The organism is Sinomonas terrae (assembly GCF_022539255.1).
In the GTDB taxonomy this organism is placed as follows: Bacteria; Actinomycetota; Actinomycetes; order Actinomycetales; family Micrococcaceae; genus Sinomonas; species Sinomonas terrae.
Window position 1 is genome coordinate 4,109,458 of record NZ_JAKZBV010000001.1, and the last position, 21,777, is coordinate 4,131,234.

Genomic DNA, 21,777 nt, shown 5'->3' on the forward strand with positions numbered 1-21,777 from the left:
CCGCCGGCATCAGCGCGCGAAAGGCATCCATGGACTCCACGACGCCCGACGAGGTCTATTTCGCCACGCCAGACGCGGCGGGGGTCGAACCTGTGCAGGAGGTCACTTCAGCCGCGGCCGGACGGCGCCTCGGGGACCGAGACGACGTCATCAGGACCAAGCGCGGCTACGCGCTCGTCAACCGGACCCTGACCCCGCACGAGGCGATGGTCGAGGACCTCCTCTTCGTCCGCGACGTGCTCGACAATGCGGGGATCCCCTTCCTCCTCGTGCGCGGCAACGACGCCCGGCCTGTGATCGCCGTCGACTGGAGGCAGCGTAAGGAGCTCCGCGACGCCCTCGTCGCGGCCTGCCGCAATGAGCCCTTCTACTCCATCACGGTCGACGCGCGGAAAGGCGACGCGCTGCTCGTGGCCGACGGCCGGCTCGCTGCAAGCGGAAACGCCCGGATGTTCCGGCTATACCGGCCCCGCCTCGAGCCCGAGGGCGGCCTCCTCTACAGGCAGGAGACCGGCGTCCAGATCGAGCTCTGGAGGTGGGAGGGCGATCTCCTGTACCTCCCCATCGAGAACTCGCTCACGCGCCGCACCATCCCCGTTTCAGAGGCCGTGCGCGGAACGGTCGAGCGTTTCGGGCGCACGTGGCCCACGATCGAGAACATGTTCGCGGACCACGCCACAGATATCGACTTCGAGATCGACATCGTCTTCTCGTGGGTCGACGGGAGCGACCCCGACTACCTCCGCTACCGGTCATCCTTCCTGCCAGGCGTGACCCTCGGCGAGGGGGACGAGGCGGAGGCCCGCTACCGTCAGATCAACGAACTCAAGTACGCTCTGCGATCCGTGCACATGTTCGCGCCGTGGATCCGACGGATCTTCATCTGCACTGACTCGAAGATTCCCGAATGGCTGGACGCCGATCATCCGAAGGTCACGATCGTCCGGGCCGAGGAGCATTTCCGCGACCCGTCGGTGCTGCCCGTGTTCAATTCCCAAGCCATCGAGTCCCAGCTCCAGCACATCCAGGGCCTCTCGGAGTACTTCCTGTATTCGAACGACGACATGTTCTTCGGCCGGCCCATCGGCCCCGACATGTTCTTCTCGCCGGGCGGAATCACGAAGTTCATCGAGGCGACCACGCGCATCGGCCTCGGCGACAACCACCTCTCGCGCTCGGGCTTCGAGAACGCGGCCCGGGTGAATCGGCGCCTCCTCTACGAACGGTTCGGCCGCATCACGACCCGGCACCTCGAGCACACAGCCGCCCCCTTGCGGAAGAGCGTGCTGCTCGAGATGGAGGAGGAATTCGCGCCGCAGTTCAAGGCGACCGCCGCGAGCCGCTTCCGCGCGAAGGACGATATCTCCGTCACGAATTCCCTGTACCACTACTACGCCCTGCTCACGGGGCGGGCGGTGACGCAGTCCAACGCGAAGGTCCTCTACGTGGACACGACGACGTACGCCGGGCTCGAACTGCTGCGGAAACTCCTCAAGAAGCGCAATCAGGACTTCTTCTGCCTCAATGACGGGTCATTCCCAGAGGTCCCGGCCCAGGAGCGCCAGGAGCGGGTCACGGACTTCTTGGAGAAGTACTTCCCGATCCCGGCCCCGTGGGAGCGCCCCCTCCCCTAGCCGTCTCGGGTACACCAACTCCCCCCTCAGGCCATCTCGGGTACACCAACTCCCCTTACCTCGACCAAGACCGGCGGCAGACGATCCGTCCGAGTTCTTCGCCTTCCCGGCCAACGTCCCCAGGTTCTGACGAACGACGACGGGACTCGCCGTCGTCCTTTGTGAAGTTGGGGGATTCGGCGGACCGTGGAAGGGAGTTGGCGTACCCGAAACGCCCAGAGAACCGAGTTTCCGTACCCGAAACGCCTGAGCAGGGGATTATCTGTACCCGAGACGTCAGAGGACGGGGAGCATTCCCGTCGTCGGGTGGGAGTCGTCGTGGAAGGCGCCCTCGTCCTCGGGGAACTCGACGCCGGCTTCGGCGAGGATGCGCGCGACCTCGCTCGGCGCCACCTCCTTGCCGACGGTCTGGCCGCCAGCGGCGGGCACCACCGAATGCATGACGGTGTCGCCGTACACGTGGACAAGGTTGTACGCCTGCCCCGTGTCGCGGCCGCGGGTGCCGCGGATGCCGGTCTCGGGATCGACGACGGCGGCGAGATCCTGGGTGTAGCACGTCGCCGAGGCGACCGAGACGGGGATGCCGGCGAATGTCGCGCTCGTTGAGTAATGGAGGTGGCCGGCCAGAATGGCGCGGACATCGGTCCCCTGGAGCACCTCCGCGAGGGCGGCTTGGCCGCGCAGCTCGACGAGCACGGCGAGCTCCTGCACACACGGCACCGGCGGGTGGTGCATCGCGAGGAGGGTCCCATCCGGGGCCGGGAACTCGAGCTCCTCGGCGAGCCACTCGAGCTGCGACGACTCGAGTTCGCCATGGTGGAAACCGGGCACGGTCGTGTCGATCGTGATGACCCGCAGCCCGCCGAGCCAGTGGACACGGTCGAGCGGCTCCGTCGAGGGCTCCTCGCGGAGGAGGACGGACCGGAGCGATGCGCGGTCGTCGTGGTTCCCCATCGCCCAGATGAGCCGGGCGCCGAGCCGTTCGGCGGCGGGCTCGGCTATCTCCCGCAGCCGCTCGTAGGCAGCGACCTGCCCACGGTCCGCCAGGTCTCCCGTCACGATGATCGCCTCGGGCGACCCACCGGCGTCGGCCGCTTGCTCGAAGACCCGCTCGAGGCTCGCCTCCGAATCGAGGTGACCGCCGAGCTGTGCTCCGGCGAGCAGATGGGTGTCACTGAGGTGGAGGAGGAAGTGGCGGGGCCGAGGATGCTCGGCCTTGACGGTGCCCATATCAGCCTTCTTGTCCGGTTCGGTCCCCCAGTGCGCAGATGAAGCCAGTGCACACATAAAAAACGCACACGAGCTTAATGTCCAGTGAACACACCGTGAAACTGGGAGGAACCTACCGATATGGACACGAAAGGAGCGGACGACGGCGGAACTTGCCTTCCGCCGTCGTCCGCGCCTTGATTTTTCGGGCTTCTACATGTCCAGCGACCGGTTCAGGACCTAAGGACCTCAACCTCCGGCACTTGATCCAAAAGTCCCATATGACGCTCAGTGACGTGAACCGATGCGACCGGACCGGAGCCACTCGGCTGCCTCGTGCGCGATCTGCTCCGGCGGCTGGGCGATATCGAAAACCTCGCCCACCTCGTCGGGTTCGAGGTCCTCGAGCGTCTCGATCTGCGAGTCGAGCAGGGCTGGCGGCATGAAATGGCCGGGACGGGTCTTCATGCGCTGGGCGAGGATCTCGTGGGTCCCGACGAGGTGCACGAACCGGCTGTCCGGCGCGGCGCTGCGGATGATGTCGCGGTAGACCCGCCGCAGGGCGCTGCACCCGATCACCATCGTCCCGTGGGACGAGGCCATGCGATCGCCGATCGTCCGCAGCCACGGCTCGCGGTCCTCGTCCGTGAGCGGGATGCCCGCGGCCATCTTGTCGATATTGGCCTGCGGGTGCAGCACGTCGCCGTCGAGATACTCGCCGCCGAGCTCCTTCGCGAGCAACTCCCCCACGGTGCTCTTGCCCGAGCCCGAGACTCCCATCACGATCACGTGCAACGCCTGAGTCACCTCGCCCACCTCCGTCACCAGTCGTGGACCGTGCCGTCGATGAGGCGGTTGTACGGGAGGTAGGCCTGCTGGTAGGGGAACGACGCCGCGGCCTCCTCGTTGAACTCGACGCCCAGGCCCGGCTTGTCCCCCGGGTGGAGGTAGCCGTCGATGAACGTCATCGACTGCTCGAACACGGTGTTCGTGGCGTCGGAGTGCTGCATGTACTCCTGGATCCCGTAGTTGTGGATCGCGAGGCCGACGTGCAGCTGGGCGGCGAACCCGACCGGGGAGATGTCCGTGGGGCCGTGGAAACCGGACTTGATCTGGTACTGCGCCGCGTAGTCCATGACCTTCTTCAGCGGGCTGATCCCGCCGAAGTGCGTCGAGGCCGCGCGCACGTAGTCGATGAGCTGCTCGCGGATGAGCAACTGGAAGTCCCACACCGTGTTGAAGATCTCCCCGATCGCGAGCGGGGTCGTGGTGTGCTGGCGGACAAGGCGCAGGCCCTCCTGGTTCTCCGCGGGGGTGCAGTCCTCGAGCCAGAACAGGTCGTACGGCTCGAGCGCCTTGCCCAGCTTCGCCGCCTGGATCGGGGTCATGCGGTGGTGCCCGTCGTGCAGGAGCGGGATGTCGGGGCCGAACTCGTTCCGGACAGCCTCGAACACGGTCGGCAGGTGCTTGAGGTACGCGCGGGTGTCCCAGTCCTCCTCCTGCGGGAACGCCCCCCGCCCCGCGGGCTCGTAGTCGTACCGCTCGCCCGAGGCCTGCGCCTGGGCGGCGACGCCGTACACGGCCTTGATCCCGGGGATCGCGGTCTGGACCCGGATCGACTTGTAGCCCAGCTCGAGGTGGTGCCGGATCGAGTCGAACAGCGACGGCAGGTCCGTGCCCGAGGCGTGCCCGTACGCGCGCAGCCCCCGCCGGGACGCCCCGCCCAGGAGCTGGTACACCGGCAGGTTCGCGACCTTGCCCTTGATGTCCCACAGCGCCATGTCCACCGCAGCGATCGAGGCCATCGTCACCGGGCCGCGGCGCCAGTACGAGGACCGGTAGAGGAACTGCCACGTGTCCTCGATCATGTGCGGATCCTTGCCGATCAGCAGCTGCGCGACGTGCTCCTTCAGGTACGCCGCGACCGCGAGCTCGCGCCCGTTCAGGGTCGCGTCGCCGATGCCGGTGATGCCCTCATCCGTGGTGATCTTCAGCGTGACGAAGTTCCGCGACGGGCTCGTCACAAACACCTCAGCGGCAACGATCTTCATGGTTCTCTCCATCCAGAGCGGGTTCTCAGCGCTCCATCAACAATTCACTGCTCCATCAACCATAGTGAGGCTGCGGAAAATTATGGCAATCGCTTGCCAGCCATTGCCATGTCAGGCGCGCGCGAACCCGACCAGCCCATGGATGAGGTCGACGACGGCGGCGTCCGCAGCGAGGTCCGCGTCGACGAGGCGGATGAGCGCTTCCGTCCGCTCCCGTCCTGTGCGCCCGAGGGCTTCCCGAATCGCCCCGACGAGCGGATCCGAGATCTCCTCCGCCCCCGAGACCCAGTCGATCCAGGCAGCGATCATGCGTGCCGCGCCCAGCCCCACACGGCCCTCCGCCCGTTCAGCCTGAAGGACCGGCACGCAGCGAAGGCGCAGCTTGAGCGAGCCGTCCTGGGCGATCTGGGCGAGGTAGTGCGCGATGCGCGGGTTCGCGAACCGCTCGAGCAGGGCCGCTCGGTAGGCGGGCACGTCGAGCTCGGGCAGCGTGAGATGCCGCGCGGCCTCGTCCCAGAACTCGGCCATCGCCCTGCGGCACACCGGATCGCCGAGGGCGTCCGCCACCGTCTTGTGCCCCCGGAGCTGGCCCGCGTAGGCCAGCATCGTATGGGCCCCGTTGAGGAGCCACAGCTTGCGGTTCTCGAACGGCTCGAGGTCCGCGACGAACTGCGCCCCGGCGTCCTCCCACGCCGGACGCCCGGCCGGGAAGTCGCCCGAGAGGATCCAGGACGCGAACGGCTCCGCCACAACGGGCGAAGCATCCCGGTACCCGCACCGTTCCGCGACCTCGGCGACATCCTCCGGCGTCGTCCGCGGAGTGATGCGGTCCACGGAGGTGCCGACGAAGCTCACGTTCTGGCGCACCCAGGCGCCCAGCTCCGGGTCGAGGTCCTCGGCGGTCCGGACGACGGCGCCCCTGGCCACCTTGCCGTTGTCCGCGAGGTTGTCGCAGCTCACGACGGCGATCGGCCCACCTCCCGCTGCGCGGCGCGCGGCGAGGCCGCGCACGAGGCGCCCGAGCGGCGCGTCCGGGGCGTCGTCGTCGTACACCTTCTCCGTGACGGTGAGGGTCACGACGGCGGTGGCCGGGGCTGCGAGGAGCTCTTTCAGGCGCGCGGTGTCTGCTCCGTCGACGGCCTCGGCGATCGAACCGATCACCTCGAAGCTGTCCCCGTCCGCCGAGCGCTCGACGAGCGTGAAGAGGCCGTCCTGCGGGGCGAGCGCGAGCGCGGCGTCCGGGCGCCGGCCCGTGAACGAGGCGATCCCCCACTCCCCCGCGTCGTGCGCCCTCGCCGTGAACCACGCCTGGTGGGAGCGATGGAACGCCCCGAGTCCGAGGTGGACGATCCGCACCGGCGGCGAGGGCTCTCCGTGGCGGCTCAGGAGCGGCAGCTCCGTGGTGGTGCTCGGCATGGGCTTCCTCCTAGAGCTTGACGACTGCAGGCTGGCGGCTAGAGCTTGAAGACGCGCCGGGGAGCGCGGTCGACGATGTCGACAATGAGCTCGTGCGCACGCGCCTCGGTGATGCGGTGCTCCGCGACCAGCCTAGCGAGGAACGAGGCTTCGATCCGACGCGAAGTGTCATGCCGAGCGGGGATCGAGCAGTACGCGCGGGTGTCGTCGATGAAGCCCGAGGACCGGGAGAACCCGGCCGTCTCGGTCACGGCCGAGCGGAAGCGCAGCATCGCGTCCGGCGCGTCGAGGAACCACCACGGAGAGCCGATGTACACCGACGGGTAGAAACCGGCCAGGGGGGCCAGCTCGCGCGAGAACACGGTCTCGTCCAGAGTGAACAGCACGAGGTGGAAGTCCTTCGCGGTGCCGAAGTCCTGCAGGAGCGCGTGGACGCCTTGCGTGTAGTTCACCGCGAACGGGATGTCGTGTCCGGTGTCCCCGCCGAACTCGGCGAAGGTGGGGCCATGGTGGTTGCGGAACGAGCCCGGGTGAATCGTCATGACGATCCCGTCCTCGACCGACATCCGCGCCATCTCCCACATCATGTGGGCCTCGAACGCGTCGCGGTCCGCCGCGTCCGCCTCGCCACGGCGGGCCTTCTCGAACAGGGCCTCGGCCTCGGACGGCTCGAGCCTGAGGGTGAGCGGGGTGCGGACGCCGTGGTCGGCCGAGACCGCGCCATGATCGACGAAGTACCGCCGTCGGTTTTCGAGGGCCCTCAGGTAGCCTGCGAACCCCGCGACCCCGCCAGATGCCTCGGCCGTGAGCCGCTCGATGCGCTCGGCCCACTCCGGATGGGCGATGTTGATGTACGCGTCCGGCCGGAACGTCGGCACCACGCGGCCTCGGAACGACTCGTCCTTCGCGAGCCGCTCGTGCGCCTCGAGGGAGTCCAGAGGATCATCGGTCGTGGCCAGGACCTCGATGTTGAAATCCTCGAACAGCCTCCTCGGGCGGAAGTCAGGCTCGGCCAACTTCGCGGCTATCGCGTCATAGACCGCGTCCGCGTTGCCGGGACAGAACGTCTCCACCATCTCGGCCGGCAGTCCGAAGACCTGCTCGAACTCGCTGCGCAGCCAGTACCCGGACGCCGTCCCGTCGAAGAGCGGCCACGACTCGGCGAAGCGGCGCCAGCCCGTGCGGGAGAGATCCTCTCCGAGCGTCTCGCCCGCGCCCACCCCGAGTTCGCCCAGCGGCACGCCCGCGGTATGGATGAGGCGGGTGACGTAGTGGTCGGGCGTGACGAGGAGGGCGGTCGGGTCCGTGAACGGGACATCGTCCGCGATCCACTCCGCCGGGACGTGCCCGTGGGGGGACAGGATCGGGAAGTGCTCGACGTCGGCATACAGCTCGCGCGCGATCTGGCGCGTCCCCGGATCGGCTGGGAAGAGCCGGTCCGGGTGAGAGGCAAGGGATTCAGTCATCGTCTCTTTCGATTCATCCGGAAAATGTGGGTGGTCCCAGAAGGGCGCTTCGCCGGTTTCCCAGCTTCAGCACCGGGTCCCCCAGCTTCAGCACCGGTTTCCCCAGCTTTCTGGGCCGGAACGCGGCGTGTTGTGTAGAACCGTCGGCGAGTCGCGTCGTCGTCCCCTCTGATTGTGGGGAACGCGGCCCTGAAACTGGGGAAACGGGGGCGGTACTTGGGGATACCGGCACCAGAAGTCGGGGAAGCCGGGCCAAAAAGTGGGGAGTCCGGCCCTGAACTTGGGGAAGCCGGGGCAAAAAGCGGGGAGCCCGGAACCGGAAACTGGGGAGGTTGGTCCCGAAGCTGGGGAAGCGGGCAGGAGGCTCAGGCGACCCCGACGCCCGCTTCTTCGAGGACCTTGGCGAAGGCGCGCGCCGCGACGCCGAACGAGTAGGGGCCGCTGAAGCCCCCGGTCTCGTACGCGTACGCGAGGTGAGGCTCGAGGGACGCGAAGCCCTCGTACCCGCTGTCGCGGAGGGCTTCGACGGTCCGGAGCACCTCGCCGTCGCCCTCGCCTGCCGGGACCACCTGCCGGGTCTCGAAGAGCGCGTCCTTGACCTGGAGGTACACGACGTGGGGGCGGAGGCGCTCGTAGGCTTCCGAGAACGGCTTGACGCCGACCTGGACGAAGTTCGCCGGATCCCACGCGAGCTTGAGCGCGGGGGAATCGACGGACTCGACGATGTCGAGGACGCGCTCGGGGATGTCGCCGAAGATGTCCTTCTCGTTTTCGTGCACAAGCGTGACACCGGTTCCCTCCGCGCGGCGGGCCAGCGCCGTCATGCGTTCGACGACGGCGTCCCGCACCTCCTCGGGCGCCTTGCCCTCGTAATAGAAGGAGAAGATGCGGATGTAGGGGGCGCCGAGGACCTCGGCCGCTCGGAGGGCCCGGTCCAGTCGCTCGACCTCGTGCTCGACCGGAAGGCCGACGTCTACCTTCCCGATCGGCGAGGCGATCGCCGAAGCCTTGAGCCCAGCCTCGTCGAACACCCTCTTGAGCTCGGCGAGCTGCTCCTCCGAGAGCTCGATGATGTTCGTGCCCCACGCACCCCGGACCTCGATGTGGCTCGCCCCGAGCGCGCGCATGACGGCGGCTTGGACCCGCGGGTCGTCGTCGATCTCGTCCCCGAAGCCGGACAGCGCCCATTCGACAGTCATTTCACTCCTCCGGCGGTCAGGCCGCCCACTAGGTACTTCTGGAAGAACAGGTACAGGAACACGACCGGCGCGGCGCACACGAGCGCGGACGCCATCATCTGGCCGTAGTACGGGATGGCGCCGCCCTCGGTGCTCGTCGCGAAGATCTGCAGCGCGACGGCCGCCGTCTGGCTCTCCGGATTCGTCATGACGGACGCGAACAGGACGTCGTTCCAGCCGAGCAGGAACGCGAAGATGCCGGAGACGATGATGCCGGGCCAGCTGAGCGGCAGGATGATCTTCGTCAGGATCCCGAGGCTCGTTGCCCCGTCGATCCGGGCAGCCTCCTCGAGCTCCTTCGGCAGGCCGCGCAGGTAGGTGACCATGACCCACGTCGAGAACGGCAGCGCGAACGTCAGGTACGTGATGAAGAGGCCCCATCGGGTGCCGATGACCTGGAGCCCCAGATACGTCGCCGAGGAGGAGAACAGCACGAACACCGGCAGCACGAGGAGCGTACCGGGCACCGACTGCAGCGCCAGGAGGCCGCGCATGATCGTGAGCCGTCCGAAGAACTGGTACCGCACGAGCACGTACGCCGTCCCGATCGACAGCGCCGCCGAGACGATGGCCGTCGAACCGGCGACGAGGATCGAGTTCATGAGGCCGTTGGCGAGCCCCACGTTGGTCCAGATGTTCGCGTAGTTGTCCGGCGTGAAAACGGCGGGCCAGAAGTCTCCGCGCGCCACCGAGATGTCCGAGTTGAGGCTCGCGAGGACGATGTAGACCACCGGGGCGAGCACGAACAGGGCCAGGACGCCGATGACGACGACGATCAGCCAGTTGGGCAGGAGCCGCGTCACCTGGGATTGCTGGCGCGAGCCGGGACGGTCGACGACGGCGACCCCGGGCGCGGTCGAGACAGCGGTGGTAGTCACTTGCGGCCTCCCTGTTCGGCCTCGTCGAGCTTGACGACGCGCAGGTAGATGAAGAGCGGGATCGCGATGAGGATGAGCGAGACGACCGCCATGGCGGCGCTCAGCCCGAAGCGGAAGCTCTGGAAGCTCGTCACGTAGGTGAGGACGGGCAGGAGCTCGACGTCGTGCGGCGCGGGGATGCCGAACAGCACGAACGGGAGCGTGAAGTTGTTGATGTGGTTGAGCATCCCGATGATGAAGGCGAGCGAGACCGGCCCCTTGAGGTAGGGGAAGATCACGTACCGGAGCTTCGTCCACCACAGCGCGCCGTCGAGGGCGGACGCCTCGTGGACCTCGTGGTCGACGGCTTGGAGGCCGGCAAGCGCGAGCAGGTAGATGAACGGCCAGGATGCCCAGATCTGGACGAAGATGAGCGTCCAGTACGTGTTCGGACCGTTCAGGAAGAGGCCCGGGTCGGCCCCGAGGAGGTGGAAGCTCTTGTCGATGATGCCGCCCGGCTGGAACATCGTGCGCCATACGGTCGCGACGACGAAGGAGGGCAGGATGTACGGGATGAGGAACACGGACCGGACGACCGCCCGGCCCTTGAACGCGTTCTGGGTGGCGACAGCCGCGGCAATGCCGATAGGCATCGCGATCACGGTCGCGATGAACGAGTACGAGACGCTGAGCCACACACCGTGGAACAGGTTGGTCTGGGACACCGCCTCGATGTAGTTCGCTATCCCGATGAACGGGGCCTCGATCCACTGCCTGAGCGTGTACTGGTCGAGGTCGAGCAGCGACATGTAGATGCCGAGCAGGAGCGGGACGATGATCACGATGATCATCAGCACGCCGCCCGGGACCAGCATCCACAGGGGGCGGTTGCGTTCGGAGGGGCCCCGACGCCGGTTGCCTGCGGGCGTCTCGAAGCCCTCGGCGATGGCGGGGACGGACCTCGTGGGGCTCTCCTCGGAGGTGCTGTCAGGGCCGACGGCGGGGGCCGGCCCGGAGGCCCGGCGCGCCGCGCGTGCGGCGGGCCGGGTTCCGGATGCGGAATTGCTTGTTGTCATGATTGCCTCAGCGGATCAGCGTCCGCGTCTCACTTCGCCCGGTTGAGGGACTGCTGGGCCTTGTTCTGCGCATCGCTGATACGGGAGCTCAAGGCAGAGTCGGAGACATTGCCGGACGAGAGATCCGGAATGCTCTGCACGACGACGTTCAGGAGATCGAGCTGGATGTCGCTCCACGCGCCCGTGAACGGCGTCGCCTGCGACTCCTTGGCGGCCTGGGTGAGCGCCGCCATATGCGGGGCCGAGTCCAGTGACGCGAGGGCGTCCGCATTGGCGGGCAGATCGCCGAAGATCTTCTGGTAGTTGAGCTGCTCGTCCTTGCTCGTCACGAGGTTGATGTAGGCGAGCGCGAGATCCTGGTTCTTGGAGTAGGTCGCGACGACGAGGTTGTCACCCGAGAGGATGGATGCGGCCGGGTTCGAGCCAGCCTTGTCCGACGTCTGGCCGGGAGCCACGGTCGGCATGAGGGAGTAGTCCCACTGGTCCTTGAGGGGAGACTTGTCGAGCGTTGGGATCGAGCCCGAGCTCGTCATGAGGAAGTAGGCGTCCTTGCCCGACGCGAAGTCGGCCAACGCCTGGCTGTTGGTCCAGCCGACGGAGGAGGGATTGACGACCTTGTCCTTGGTGAGCCAGCCGAAGTACGTCGAGTACGCCGTCTTGACAGTGGGATCGTCGAGCTTGGCGGTCTTGCCGTCCACGAGCGGGTTGCCGGCTTGGACCGACATGCCCCAGATGTACTTCCAGGGGTCGAAGTTGTCCTTGTAGGCAATCGCCATGCCGTACTGGCCCTTCGCTGGGTCAGTCATCTTCTTTGCCTGGTCCACGAGGCCGTCCCACGTCGTGGCGGGCTTGTCGATGCCGGCAGCCTTGAGGAGGTTCTTGTTGTAGGCCATGACGAACGGCCGGCTCACGAAGGGGACGCCGATGAGGTGGCTTTGGTCTGGCCCCGAGATGCCGAGCGCGGCCTGGTTGAAGCGAGACTTCCCGCCGATCTTGTTCCAATCGGAGTCGTTGAGCACCTTGAAGGCACCGGTGGAGTACGCCGTCGGGGTGAAGGTGGTGCCGAGTCCGTAGACGTCAGGGCCCTGACCGGAGACGACGGACGTCTGGATGCGGGTCAGCTCCTCATTGGCCGAGGTGAATGTCTCGAACTTCAGGGTGGCGCCGGTCTGCTGCTTGAACTTGGCGGCAGTGTCAGACATCCACTGCTTCTGCTGCTGCGGGTAGGCGGTGTTGATGCCGACGAGCACGTCGAGCGTCTTGCCGGCTCCGTTGACCGCCCCGCCGCTCGAACTGCTGGATGATCCGCTGCCGCATGCCGACAGGGCGAATACCGCCGCTGTAGCGATCGCGGCCACTCGGGCCTTGGTGCCGAAACGCATGTGTCTCCTCCTTGAGTGCCACGGGGGCGGAGCCTATGTGACCGAGCTCACCCCTGCATCGATATGGTCGAGCCTAGGAAGGTGTGCAACACTGCGGCAAGCGATTGCCAAAAGTTGCCAGCGGTGCTCCAATGGACGCCATGACCCCAGACCCGCCCTCTTCAGCCGAGCGGATGCCGACTATCCGCGACATCGCCGAGATGGCCGGCGTCGCCACCTCCACCGTGTCCCGCGCACTCTCGAACCCGCAGCGGGTGAACGCCCGGACGCGCGAGAAGATCGAGCGCATCGCGGCCGAACTCCACTACGTTCCGAGCACTCAGGCCCGCGGGCTCAGCTCGGGGCGCACCGGCGTCATCGCCGTCCTCGTCCCCGACATCACGAACCCCTTCTACTTCGACATCATCCGAGGCACGCAGTACCAGCTGAAGGCCTCGGGCTACACCCAGCTGCTCGTCGACACTGAGGAGGCGACCGACGTCGAACTCGACACCCTCCGCAAGCTGCGCCGCTCCACGGACGGGGTGATCCTCGCGGCGTCGCGCCTCACGGACCAGCAGCTCACGGACGCCGCCTCCCGGCAGGCGCTCGTCACCATCAATCGGGCGACGGCGGAGGCACCGACGGTGCTCATCGACACGCCGGGGGCGGTCGTCCAGGCCCTTGAGCACCTCGCGTCGTTCGGGCACCGATCCGTCGTGTACGCGGGCGGCCCGACGAGCTCGTGGTCCAATCACCGCCGCTGGAAGGCGATCGAGGACGCCGCCGCGAAGCGAGGGATGTCCGCCACCCGTCTGGGCCCCTACGCGCCCACGGCCTTCTCGGGCGCGGCGGCCGCGGATGCGACCCTTGGAACCGGGGTGACGGCGGTCATCGCGTTCAACGATCTCCTCGCCATCGGCATGCTCGAGCGCTTCCGCGAGCGCGGCGTGAGGGTACCGGAGGACATCAGCATCGTGGGGTGCGACGACATCTTCGGCGCAGACTTCTGCAACCCGCCCCTCACGACCATCTCGTCCCCCATCGAACAGGCCGGCCGAGTCGCCGTCTCGATGCTCATGGCCCAGCTCGACCCGATCCACGGGGGCACCCCCCGCAAGCTCGCCGTCATGCCGACTCACCTCAAGGTCCGCGCCTCGACGGGACCGGCGAGGGCCTCAGCCGGCCCGGCCCGCTGACGGCGCGGACCGCCGTCGTCGCCTCGCAAAGCAAGCGGGCGACGGCGGGCGCCCACCCGCCGTCGCCCGCTCACGGGGACCCGCCCGCCGTCGTCCGTTCCTGACCCTCTTTCACGCCAAGTGGCGGCGACCCGCCGCGAGACACGCCCGTATCACGGCACCGGGTGCACGAAAGGGGGTCGGGATGGGACCGACCCCCTTTCCACCATCCGTCAGCCGCGCTGGGGGAACTTGCCCTCCTCCGCGATCTTCTTGTTCAGGAGGCCGAGGAACTCGTCCTCGTCGAACTCCATCGACACCTCCTTGCCGGTCCAGGCGGAGAGGTGGATCGCGTTCGCGAGGCGGACACCCAGGATGCCGTCGCTGCCGGGTGCGATAAGCGGGGTCCCCTCGAGGATGTTGGCCGCGAAGTTCTCGAACACGGTCGCGTGCTGGCCACCCCACGCGGAGTCGAACTCGACCGTCTCGTGCGTGTAGTACTCGTTCGGATCGAACTCGTCCCGAGTCATCTTCCAGATGTCCTCGGTCGGAATGCTCACGTTGATCTCCTGCTCCGAGCGGCGGTAGCGGGTCACGACCGCAGTCTCCGAGTCGGTGACGACGATCTTGCCCTTGTCGCCCGTGATCTCGAAGCGATCTGTGCCGACCAGCTCGTGGGTCGCTGTCGTGAAGGTGCCCGTGGCGCCGTCGCCATAGTCGACGACGACGGTCACCTCGTCCTCGACGTCGATGTCGCGCCGGAACCCGAAAGCGGCCTTCGCGAACACGCTCTTCGGCACGCCGCAGATCCACTGCCACAGGTCGAGGTTGTGCGGCGCCTGGTTGACCAGGACGCCGCCGCCCTCGCCGCCCCAGGTTGCCCGCCACGCGCTCTGGTCGTAGTACGCCTGCGGCCGGTACCAAGTGGTGATGATCCAGTTCGTACGGCGGATGGCGCCGATCTCGCCCGAGGCGACGATCTCCTTGAGCCTGCGGAACAGGGGGTTGGTGCGCTGGTTGAACATGATGGCGAACGTGAGTTCGGGCTTGGACGCCGCGAACTCGTTGAGTTCACGCACCTGCTTCGTGTAGACGCCCGCAGGCTTCTCGATGAGAACGTGGATGCCTCGCTCGAGGGCCTGAATCCCCATCTGCGGGTGCAGATAGTGCGGAACAGTGGTCACGACGGCCTCGACCTGACCGGATTCGAGCATCGTGACGTAGTCGTCGAAGATCGCGAGCTCCGGGTGCCGCTCGGCAATGAGCTCGCGTCGGCCGGGGTCCGTGTCCGTGATCGCGACGAGCTCGATGTTCGGGACCTTGCCCTCGGTGAGGAACCTTGCGTAGTTGCTGCCCTGGTTGCCGAAGCCGACAATTCCGAGGCGGACTTTCCTGCTCATGCTTCTCTCTTGCTCCTGTCGGTCGTGCTGCTGGTGCTGTGGAAGAGGCCTCTAGAAGAGGTCCTTGAAACCGAGGGCCACGAGGTTGTCGTGCGAGATCTGGAGCGCCTCGAAGACCGTGCGGCCGTACAGCTGATCCTGTTCGACGAGCAGGTAGCGGGCACCGGCGTCGATCGAGGCTGGGACGATTGCGGCGAAGTCGAGATTGCCCTCACCGACCTCGGCAAACTGAACGGTGTCCCAGAAGTGCCGCTGGAACGTGGCGTGGTCACCGCTCTGGTGGGCTTTGATGCCCTCCTCCGAGAGGGCACCGATGCGGTAGTCCTTGAGATGCACCATGGCCGTGCGGCCCGCGTACTTGGCGAGGGTTCGCACCGGCTCCAGGCCTCCGCGCTGGACCCAGTGGACATCGATCTCGAGGCCCATGCTCGGCGCCTCTGCGGCGAGGATGTCGAGGACGTGGCGTCCGCCCATCTTCGCGAACTCGACGTGGTGGTTGTGGTAGTACAGCGAGATCCCCTCGCCCTCGAGGGCCTTTGCGGCCTTCTCCGCGCGCTTGGCGTAATCGACGACCGTCGCCTCGCTGCGGAGCTCACCCATGGGCAGCATGCCGATCCGCAGCATCTGGCTCCCGAGCCGCCGGCAGTCGGCGACCGCGCGCTCGAGGTCGACAGCGAGCGGATACGGCGTCGCGCCCTTCTCGCCTTCGAGTTGCGCGGACAGAGCGGCAAATTCGACGCCGAGTTCCCCCCGTGCCCGTTCGAGCTCCGCGACGTTCTCCTCGTTCATCGGAATCTGGGACACTTCCACTGCCCGGTACCCAATGTCCGCCACCTTGCGGAGGGTCTCGAAAGGGCCGATCTCTGCGAAGCTCTCCTTGAGCATCATCGCTTGGACACCGATTCTGGCCATCCTTGCGCTCCCCTCGTTCGGAATCACCGGCCGCGCTCGTGACGGCCATCACACGCTTTTCACCGTAAGCAGGGATGGCACACGATGGAAACCGTTTGCCATTACTTGCCACGGAAGGAGTTTCCGTACCCGAGACGACGAGGAGCGGGAGTTTCCGTACCCGAGACGACGAGGAGCGCGAGTTTCCGTAGCCGAAACGAAAAGGCGGAAGGGGCTAGAGCCAGCCGCCCTCGGGGAAGGAGCGCGCATAGACGTCCTTGATCAGCCGGAGGGCCGCTGTGGCCTCTTCGGCGCCGATCCAGAACGGGATGCCCGAGTCGAGCGACGCATAGAAATCGGCGATGAGCAGCCGGTGCGAGGCGCCCCAGTAGCTCCGCTCCCCCGGGAGGATCCCCGATTCCTCGATCACATCCACAGTCCCGTCCGCGTAGCGCACGGTCAGGACGCCCCGAAGGCTCAGCTCGGCGCGCTCGGTCACGATGTCGAGCGTCACGGGCGAGTTCACGGCATTCGCATTGGTGGCGTAGAAGACGGAACGCACGGACGCGCCGTCGTCCGTTGTGTGCTCAAGGAGGATATCCGCGGTGTCCTCGACCTCGATCACGCCTTCGAGCGCCCGCCTCGAGGCTCCCCCGCCCACGACCTTCGCCGGGCCGACGAGCCATTGGAGGAGGTCGAGCGTGTGGATGGCCTGGTTCATGAGGAGGCCCCCGCCGCTGCCGTCCCAGGTGCCGCGCCACGGGCGGGCGGCGTAATAGTCGGCGGTGCGGTGCCACATCACGGTCGCGTTGGCAGCGAGGACCCGGCCGAGGCTTCCGCTCTCGAGCAGGCCGCGCAGCGCGCGGATCGTCGCGTTATACCGGTTCTGGAAACAGACCCCGAACTGAGCCCCGTGCTCGGCGAAGGCCTTGCGCGCGGCCGGCGCGAGCGCCTCGGCGTCGGAGAGGGTGTGCGCCACGGGTTTTTCAGTCAGCACGTGGACCCCGCGCGCGAGGGCTTCGAGAGCGAGCGGAGCGTGCGCCTTGTGCGGGGTGCACAGATGGACGACGTCGATCTCCCCCGAGTCGAGCAACTCGCCGAGGCTCGCGTACCCGGGTACGTCGTGGGCCGCCTCCGCTTTGGCGAGCCGCTCCGGATCCGTGTCGACGACGGCGGCCAGCTTCGCGCCGTCGACCGCTTCGATCGCTGCGAAATGCTGGGCGGAGATGTCACCGCAGCCGACGACGGCGGCGCGCCTCAGGATGGACTGGGGGGACTCAGCGGGGGCGTCAGATGCCATCGTTCCAACCTAATGCCATCGTTCCAACCTAGTGAGGACGGCGGCCGGCGGGCAACCGTTTGCCACGCTTGCCTTTGTCCGGCGGTAATCCTGCCGGGATCGTGCCGTCATCCTGCTTCCAAGGACTTCCTGCTCAGGACTCGTCGATGCGCTTGAGGAGCTCGCCGAGGGCTTCGCGGATCTCGTCGTGGTTGTACTGGCTCGCCCGGCTCTCACCGGAGATCACTGCGCACCGGTGAACCTTGTTCAGGTCGCCGAAGGGGAACTTGTAGTGCGCCTTGCTCTCGTCCGGGGCCTCGTCGTCGACTCCAAGGAACCATTGCGAATACTCGCCGGGCCCCTTCTTGTCGAGGAAGTCGCTCAGTTCTTGGTTGTTCGGTGCATGCTCGCTCCAGTCGTCGCGGCTGTCCCGCACGACCTTGCCCTCGCGGACCAGCGATTTGGCGTGCTCGAACGCTTTCTTGTTCAGCTTAACCGTCACGTGGGTAGGCTATGCCCATGCGCGAACTTCAGGCGAAGATCATCGAAGAAATGGGCGTCAAGCCCGAGATTGACCCGGCTGAAGAAGTCACGGCCAGGGTCAAGTTCCTCAAGGACTACGTCAAGGTCAGCGGCGCGAAGGGCTTCGTGCTGGGCATCAGCGGCGGGCTCGACTCCTCCCTCGCGGGACGCCTCGCGCAGCTCGCCGTCGAGTCCTTGGCGGAGGACGGCGTCGATGCTGACTTCATCGCCGTTCGGCTCCCCCACGGGGTGCAGCACGACGAGGAGGACGCGCGCGCGGCCCTCGAGTTCGTTCAGCCCAAAACGGAGTGGACCTTCAACGTGAAGCCCGCCGTGGACGGGTTCGAGCAGGAGTACGAGCGGACCTCCGACAAGGAGCTGAGCGACTTCACCCGCGGCAACACAAAGGCCCGCTCCCGCATGATCGCGCAGTACATGATCGCCGGCGAGCGCAACCTGCTCGTGATCGGCACCGACCACGGAGCCGAATCCGTGACCGGCTTCTTCACGAAGTACGGCGACGGCGGCGCAGACATCCTGCCGCTCTTCGGGCTCAATAAGCGCCAGAACCGGCAGATCCTCCAGCATCTCGGTGCCCCCGAACGGGTCTGGCAGAAGATCCCCACTGCGGACCTCCTCGACCTCCAGCCGGGCCGCACTGACGAGCATGAGCTCGGCATCACCTACGAGGAGATCGACAGCTACCTCGAAGGCCGCGACGTTCCGGAAGAGGTCGCGGAGTCCATCGAGAAGCGATACCTCCTCACTCGGCACAAGCGCGCGACCCCTGTGACCCGCTTCGATACGTGGTGGCAGGAGGGCGCGGCGGCCTGGACGAAGTAGGCAGCTGCCTCGGTCGCTCGGCTCGTCGCGCCGACGCCGCGCCGTTGATAGCGTGGGCTGCGTGAAGATCGCCACTTGGAACGTGAACTCCCTCCGTGCCCGCGCCGACCGTGTAGAAGGCTGGCTGCTGCGCAGCGGAGTGGATGTGCTCGCGCTCCAGGAGACGAAGTGCCGTGACGAGAACTTTCCCTGGGAGCTCTTCGAGCGCAACGGCTACGAGGTTGCGCATTTCGGCGTGAGCCAGTGGAACGGCGTCGCCATCGCGTCCCGTGTGGGCCTCGAGGACGTCGAGCGCACGTTCCCGGATCAGCCTGCCTTCGGCAAGGGTGGGATCGAGGCCGAGCAGGAAGCCCGGGCAATCGGCGCGACCTGCAATGGCGTGCGGGTGTGGAGCATCTATGTGCCCAACGGGCGCGCCCTCGACGACGAGCACATGCCGTACAAGCTGGAGTGGCTTGCGACCCTGAACAAGCACGCGTCGGAGTGGCTCGCGCAGGACCCCAAGGCACAGATCGCGCTCGTGGGCGATTGGAACATCGCGCCGCTCGACGAAGACGTGTGGGATATCGAGATGTTCCGTACCGAAGGGTTCACGCATGTGAGCGAGCCCGAGCGCGAGGCATTCCGAGCCTTCGAGCGAAGCGGATTCACCGACGCTGCGCGGGCTTACACTCCCGGCCCCGGTGTCTACACGTACTGGGACTACAAGCAGCTGCGCTTCCCGAAGAAGGAGGGCATGCGGATCGACTTCGTCCTGGCCTCCCCCGCGCTCGAGGCTCGCGTCGTCGGGGCCCACATCGACCGTGAGGAACGCAAGGGCAAGGGTGCCTCCGACCACGCTCCCGTGGTCGTGGAGCTTGCGGACGGCGCGTGAGCGGGACCTCGAGGCCGGCGGCCGGGCATGAGTGAGTCGCACAGCCCTGTCTCAAGGCCCTTGTCCTCCCACTTGCGCATCTACGAACCTCTTGAGTCGTTCAGTCCGAAGGAGCGCGAGCGCATCAAGGCCGGGCTGCTGGGGAAGGGCGGCCGGGAGGACCTCGACGCCGCGGAAACCGACGCGACGCTCGACCGCATCGTCAGCCGGGCGGACGATCCCTTTCCCCCTGAGGGGGCGGAATTCACTCGGGCCTTGACCGTCAACGGCACGACCCTCTACTGCCCTAGCCAGCTTGTGCTGCGTTCGGGTCTCGCCGCCGAATCGGTCATCAGCAGCGCTCCCCGCATCCTTGCCGAACTCATGCTCCCCGAGCAGGCTCGCGAGCGGCACCAGCGCCGTGTCGACCGGATAGCGGCGGAGACGGCGAGCCCGCGGATCAACACCCGCGAATCCCTCTGGGGCATCCCGTTCAGCTGGTTCGTCCTCTTTCAGGAATCGGACCCGACGGAGGTCGTCGAGGAGGGCGATCATGTGCGCACGGTCCGCATCGTGGCCACGTGGGCGAAGGCCATCGGGCGGGCGCGCTTCGCCGTCGCGAATCTCGCTCTCGCGGCACCGGACATGAGCATGCTCGACGAGCTCACGTCGCTGACCGAGTGGCTCGAGCAGTTCCACCCAGACTCGGTCATCGAGCTCGACTACGGGCGTGTCGCCGATCGGGTGTTCCCCGACGAATCCTGCCTCGACGTGCGCCTCGGCATTGAGTGCCTCGCGGAGGGCGATCTCACCGGCGCCGCGGCCGCTTACCGTCGGCTCGCCTCCCGCTGGATCCCGATCCGCCAGCTGGCCCGCGCCTCCTGACGTCTCGGGTACAGATAACCCCACCCCTGGCCGTCTCGGGTACAGATAATGCCCGGCTCAGGCGTCTCGGGTACAGATAATGCCCGGCTCAGGCGTCTCGGGTACAGATAATGCCCGGCTCAGGCGTCTGGGGTACAGATAATGCCCGGCTCAGGCGTCTGGGGTACAGATACCTTCGAGTTGGCGTACCCGAAACGAACCTGGGCGCGAGTTGGCGTACCCGAAACGGAATCAGCGGCGGGGCGGCGCGGTCGACTCCCGCACGATCAGCCGCTGCTCAGCCTTCTCGGGGTGGACCGCGCCCTCGTCCCCACCGAGCTCGGCGAGGAGCATCTGCGTGCCGCGGCGCGCTTGCGCTGTCGGGTCCTGCCACACGGTCGTGAGTCCGACGGCAGCGCCCATCTCGTGCCCGTCGATCCCCACCACGGAGAGCTCCTCAGGGATCCGGATACCGTGACGTCGCGCCTCGAACAGAACGCCGAGGGCCATCTCGTCGCTCGCGCACACGATTGCGGTTGGCCGCGGGGCGGGGAGCTCCAGGAATCGCCGCATGGCCTCGACCCCGCTCTCGACGGTGAAGTTGCCGAACAGCGCGGTGTCGGGGTCGAATTCGAGGCCCGACTGGTGAACGGCATCGTGGAAGCCCTCGACGCGAATCCGAGGGACACTGAAGTTCAGGTCGGAATCGTCCTGGCCATGCAGGAGCGCAATGTGCCGATGCCCGAGCTCGATGAGGTGCTCAGTGATGGTTCGAGCGGCTTGGTAGTCGTCAATGCCAACGTTGGAAAGGCCCGGAACAGGGCCGCCGACGACGACGAGCGGCATGTCTATCGCATGGAGGTCGTCGATTTCCTCCTCATGCAGATACATGCAGAGGAGGAGGAGCGCGTCGATCTGCTTCTGCACCATGGCCTTGCTGAACAGCCGCTCACGCGGCTGCGTCCGCCCCCCGAGGTTGAAGAGCGAGAGGTTGTACCCCCGCCCGTGCAGCTCGCGGTCGACGCCGGCGATCGCCTTCCCGAAGAACCAGCGGTCGACGTAGGGGGCGAGCACGCCAATGGTGTGCGTCTTCCCGCTCGCGAGCCGTGAGGCGGCCGACGACGGAACATACCCGAGTTCCTTGGCGGTCGCCAGGATCTTCGCGCGGGTTCGCGGCGATACCCGGGGAAGCCCGCGGATGGCCCTCGAGACCGTTGCCGTGGACACCCCAGCCGCAGCAGCCACGTCCTCGATTCCGACCATGTTCCCTCCGTGGTTCACCCAGCCCCAACGCTGGCGAGGGCACAGACCGCTAGCGCCGGCTGGCGCGCCTACGGCTCAGTGCCGCCTGATGCGCCTACGGCTCAGTTGTCGTGGATGTGCCCTCGAAGCACCTTACGCCTCAGCGCCCACACGCCCGCGATTGCTACGAGCACGGCAGCCAGTCCGAGCGCCCACCACAGGGCCGGCTGCCCGGTGACCTCGAGCCACACTGTGACGACGAGGAGGAGCACCGCCCAGAAGCCCAGAATGCCGACGAAGAGCTCGAACTGCTCGACCACGGCCTTCCGCGGGCCGGAGGAGCGGCGGTATGCCTCTCCTCCGACCGCGAAAGGATCCCACGGTCGATTCCGATCGT

General features: G+C 67.0%; 20 protein-coding genes. 5 read left to right on the forward strand and 15 right to left on the reverse strand.

The annotated features are described in order from the left end of the window. Positions 1-29 precede the first annotated feature (29 nt). On the forward strand, positions 30-1,634 hold the full coding sequence (locus L0M17_RS19010) for a stealth family protein (protein ID WP_241055948.1): 1,605 nt from the start codon (positions 30-32) through the stop codon (positions 1,632-1,634). A gap of 276 nt (positions 1,635-1,910) precedes the next feature. Here L0M17_RS19010 and L0M17_RS19015 read toward each other — a convergent pair whose 3' ends face one another. From L0M17_RS19015 to L0M17_RS19055, 9 genes are all read right to left on the reverse strand, one after another. Continuing rightward, positions 1,911-2,864 (reverse strand): phosphodiesterase, encoded by a 954-nt coding sequence (locus tag L0M17_RS19015; RefSeq protein ID WP_241055949.1) that lies wholly within the window; start codon positions 2,862-2,864, stop codon positions 1,911-1,913. 267 nt (positions 2,865-3,131) lie between these two features. Continuing rightward, positions 3,132-3,650, reverse strand: a complete 519-nt coding sequence (locus L0M17_RS19020) for a gluconokinase (protein ID WP_241055950.1) — start codon at positions 3,648-3,650, stop codon at positions 3,132-3,134. A 14-nt stretch (positions 3,651-3,664) separates the two neighbouring features. Beyond that, positions 3,665-4,894 (reverse strand): D-mannonate dehydratase ManD, encoded by a 1,230-nt coding sequence (gene manD, locus L0M17_RS19025; protein WP_241055951.1) that lies wholly within the window; start codon positions 4,892-4,894, stop codon positions 3,665-3,667. Between the two features lie 111 nt (positions 4,895-5,005). Then, the gene (locus tag L0M17_RS19030) at positions 5,006-6,310 is read right to left on the reverse strand and encodes a mannitol dehydrogenase family protein (protein ID WP_241055952.1); all 1,305 of its coding nucleotides are present in this window, start codon (positions 6,308-6,310) and stop codon (positions 5,006-5,008) included. Between the two features lie 38 nt (positions 6,311-6,348). Next, positions 6,349-7,776: a glucuronate isomerase gene (uxaC, locus tag L0M17_RS19035; RefSeq protein ID WP_241055953.1), complete on the reverse strand. Its 1,428-nt coding sequence runs from the start codon at positions 7,774-7,776 to the stop codon at positions 6,349-6,351. Positions 7,777-8,141: 365 nt separating this feature from the next. Beyond that, positions 8,142-8,975, reverse strand: coding sequence for a sugar phosphate isomerase/epimerase family protein (locus L0M17_RS19040; RefSeq protein ID WP_241055954.1), 834 nt, complete (start codon positions 8,973-8,975; stop codon positions 8,142-8,144). After that, positions 8,972-9,892 (reverse strand): carbohydrate ABC transporter permease, encoded by a 921-nt coding sequence (locus L0M17_RS19045; RefSeq protein WP_241055955.1) that lies wholly within the window; start codon positions 9,890-9,892, stop codon positions 8,972-8,974. The genes L0M17_RS19040 and L0M17_RS19045 overlap by 4 nt, the downstream gene beginning before the upstream one ends. Beyond that, positions 9,889-10,947: a carbohydrate ABC transporter permease gene (locus tag L0M17_RS19050; RefSeq protein ID WP_241055956.1), complete on the reverse strand. Its 1,059-nt coding sequence runs from the start codon at positions 10,945-10,947 to the stop codon at positions 9,889-9,891. Before L0M17_RS19050 ends, L0M17_RS19045 begins: the two co-directional genes overlap by 4 nt. Positions 10,948-10,976: 29 nt before the next feature. After that, entirely contained in the window at positions 10,977-12,329 is a 1,353-nt protein-coding gene (locus L0M17_RS19055) for an ABC transporter substrate-binding protein (protein WP_241055957.1), read from the reverse strand. A 140-nt stretch (positions 12,330-12,469) separates the two neighbouring features. On the opposite strand from L0M17_RS19055, the gene L0M17_RS19060 reads away from it, so the two are divergent. Then, positions 12,470-13,507, forward strand: coding sequence for a LacI family DNA-binding transcriptional regulator (locus L0M17_RS19060; RefSeq protein ID WP_241055958.1), 1,038 nt, complete (start codon positions 12,470-12,472; stop codon positions 13,505-13,507). Positions 13,508-13,719: 212 nt separating this feature from the next. On the opposite strand, the gene L0M17_RS19065 is transcribed toward L0M17_RS19060, so the two are convergent. From L0M17_RS19065 to L0M17_RS19080, 4 genes are all read right to left on the reverse strand, one after another. Next, positions 13,720-14,886 carry a Gfo/Idh/MocA family protein gene (locus L0M17_RS19065; protein ID WP_241055959.1) on the reverse strand — a complete coding sequence of 389 codons (1,167 nt, stop codon included), beginning with the start codon at positions 14,884-14,886 and terminating at the stop codon, positions 13,720-13,722. A gap of 51 nt (positions 14,887-14,937) precedes the next feature. Next, positions 14,938-15,798, reverse strand: a complete 861-nt coding sequence (locus L0M17_RS19070) for a sugar phosphate isomerase/epimerase family protein (RefSeq protein ID WP_241055960.1) — start codon at positions 15,796-15,798, stop codon at positions 14,938-14,940. Between the two features lie 214 nt (positions 15,799-16,012). Next, positions 16,013-17,077: a Gfo/Idh/MocA family protein gene (locus L0M17_RS19075; RefSeq protein WP_241055961.1), complete on the reverse strand. Its 1,065-nt coding sequence runs from the start codon at positions 17,075-17,077 to the stop codon at positions 16,013-16,015. Positions 17,078-17,210: 133 nt separating this feature from the next. Then, positions 17,211-17,558, reverse strand: a complete 348-nt coding sequence (locus L0M17_RS19080) for a hypothetical protein (protein ID WP_241055962.1) — start codon at positions 17,556-17,558, stop codon at positions 17,211-17,213. Positions 17,559-17,575: 17 nt separating this feature from the next. Between L0M17_RS19080 and nadE the strand changes: the two genes are divergently transcribed. From nadE to L0M17_RS19095, 3 genes are all read left to right on the forward strand, one after another. After that, positions 17,576-18,421, forward strand: a complete 846-nt coding sequence (gene nadE / locus L0M17_RS19085; protein ID WP_241055963.1) for an NAD(+) synthase — start codon at positions 17,576-17,578, stop codon at positions 18,419-18,421. Between the two features lie 61 nt (positions 18,422-18,482). After that, positions 18,483-19,295, forward strand: a complete 813-nt coding sequence (locus L0M17_RS19090) for an exodeoxyribonuclease III (protein WP_241055964.1) — start codon at positions 18,483-18,485, stop codon at positions 19,293-19,295. Between the two features lie 27 nt (positions 19,296-19,322). Then, positions 19,323-20,159 carry a DUF8083 family protein gene (locus tag L0M17_RS19095; RefSeq protein WP_241055965.1) on the forward strand — a complete coding sequence of 279 codons (837 nt, stop codon included), beginning with the start codon at positions 19,323-19,325 and terminating at the stop codon, positions 20,157-20,159. 231 nt (positions 20,160-20,390) lie between these two features. On the opposite strand, the gene L0M17_RS19100 is transcribed toward L0M17_RS19095, so the two are convergent. Then, positions 20,391-21,401, reverse strand: coding sequence for a LacI family DNA-binding transcriptional regulator (locus tag L0M17_RS19100; protein WP_241055966.1), 1,011 nt, complete (start codon positions 21,399-21,401; stop codon positions 20,391-20,393). A gap of 101 nt (positions 21,402-21,502) precedes the next feature. Continuing rightward, entirely contained in the window at positions 21,503-21,700 is a 198-nt protein-coding gene (locus L0M17_RS19105) for a hypothetical protein (RefSeq protein ID WP_241055967.1), read from the reverse strand. Between the last annotated feature and the right edge of the window lie 77 nt (positions 21,701-21,777).